Raw genomic sequence first — 1,467 nt, 5'->3', positions numbered from 1 at the left:
CGCCAGAAGGGTGGGGGCGGTGGCGTACATTCGTTTGTCTAGGGCGCGTCCGGCACCGGACATATGGGCGGTGACGTCAGAAAAGTGGATCGTCAGGCCGTAGGGCTCCTGGCTCGTCTGCAGGCTGATGGTATAGTCGACGATGGGGGGACCATACCAGGTGTCCACCGCCGCCAAGGCCCGGCCCACAAGGGAGTTCTCTCCTGCGTAGGGCGTCCGGGACTGATACAGCGCCCAGGCATCCGCGGAGATCACTACATCGTCCTGCCAGATCATCCGGCCCCATCCGGCCCTGCCCAGCCAGATTTCTGTCACGCCCTCCAGAGGCACCTCCACTGTGCCGCCGCCGTCACGGAACAGGGGGGACACCAGCACGCTCCGGGCGGTGATGGTGACCACGCCGTCCTGATTGTCCACCGTCCAGTCCCAAAAGGCGTTGCCAGAGCCTCTGGAAGAGATGTGAACCCGCAGTGTATCGTCTTCTTCCTGAGAGGACACCGCCACTCCGTCGGCATCCAGAGGTGAGCCGATGATAAACACCTTGGCGGCAAAGCCCGCCGCCAGCACCAGCAAGGTTGCCAGCACCGCCAGCATGATCCGCCTCCGGCCCCGGTGCCGGACTTTTTTCAGATAGTCCACCTCCCGGGCGGTCTCTTCGGCGTTTTGACCCGCCGCTTCCGTTTCCTTCGCCCCCATGGCGGTCCGCTTGGCCGCACAGGCGGGGCAGGACGCCAGATGGGCCTCCACCGCCATGTTGGTTTCCTCCGAGGTCAGCCTCTCCACATAGGTGGGCAGCAGGTCCTCCACAATGGCGCAGGATAATTCAGGAATGTTCTTCATGGTCTGCTCCTCCTTTCCGCAGTGCCTCCTTGCCCCGGTAAAACGTCACCCGGGCCCAGGTCTCCGTCCGTCCCAGCACGTCCCCGATCTCCCGGAAGCTGAGGCCCCCGAAGGCCCGGAGGTACACCACCTCCCGGGTGCTGGGGGGCAGGGCATGGATCTGCCGCAGCAGGTCCAGATGGCCCTGCCGGGTGAGCACGTCCTCCTCCGCGGAGGGGCCCGGCAGGCCGTCCTCCGGCAGGGGCTCCTCCGGTTTTCGTTTCCGCAGGTGCTGGTACCACAGGTGCTTGGCGATCTGGCACAGCCAGACGGACACCTTGCAGGAGCCGTTGAACCGGTCGATGGACCGGACGGCCTGGTAGAAGGTCTCCTGGGTCAGCTCCTCCGCCAGGTCGGCGTCATGGCACTGGGAGAGGAGAAATTTATAGACGGTCCTGGCATGGGCCTGGTAAATTTCTTCCATGTTGGCCAAGGGCATCTCCCTCCTCTCTGTCAGGTATGTCCGGCTGGCGGGGGATTCGTTACACGGATTTGAAAAAAATCCACCATACCGGCGGGGAGAGGGATGTGCCGCCGAACGGCGGCCGCGGGGGATTACGCACCCGCAGGGGATGCGCCCCCCATATT

Annotated in this window: 2 protein-coding genes; both read right to left on the bottom strand. The window is 64.3% G+C overall.

Translation table 11 applies throughout. The features are described from left to right. Nucleotides 1-840, bottom strand: an 840-nt coding sequence (locus QVE23_RS10700) for a zf-HC2 domain-containing protein (protein ID WP_287968201.1), incomplete at its 3' end; no start/stop codon positions are given. Continuing rightward, on the bottom strand, nucleotides 824-1,318 hold the full coding sequence (locus QVE23_RS10695) for an RNA polymerase sigma factor (protein ID WP_021749601.1): 495 nt from the start codon (nucleotides 1,316-1,318) through the stop codon (nucleotides 824-826). The genes QVE23_RS10700 and QVE23_RS10695, both read right to left, overlap by 17 nt. Nucleotides 1,319-1,467 lie beyond the last annotated feature (149 nt).

The organism is Oscillibacter sp. KLE 1728 (genome assembly GCF_934833455.1).
GTDB lineage: Bacteria > Bacillota > Clostridia > Oscillospirales > Oscillospiraceae > Oscillibacter > Oscillibacter welbionis.
The sequence above is the reverse complement of the archived record's forward strand: the minus strand, read 5'-3'. Positions and strand labels throughout refer to the sequence as shown.

Excerpts from the sequence above, each read along its gene's own strand:
- QVE23_RS10695 (WP_021749601.1), bottom strand. The coding sequence starts at position 1,318 with ATGCCCTTGGCCAACATGGAAGAAATTTACCAGGCCCATGCCAGGACC.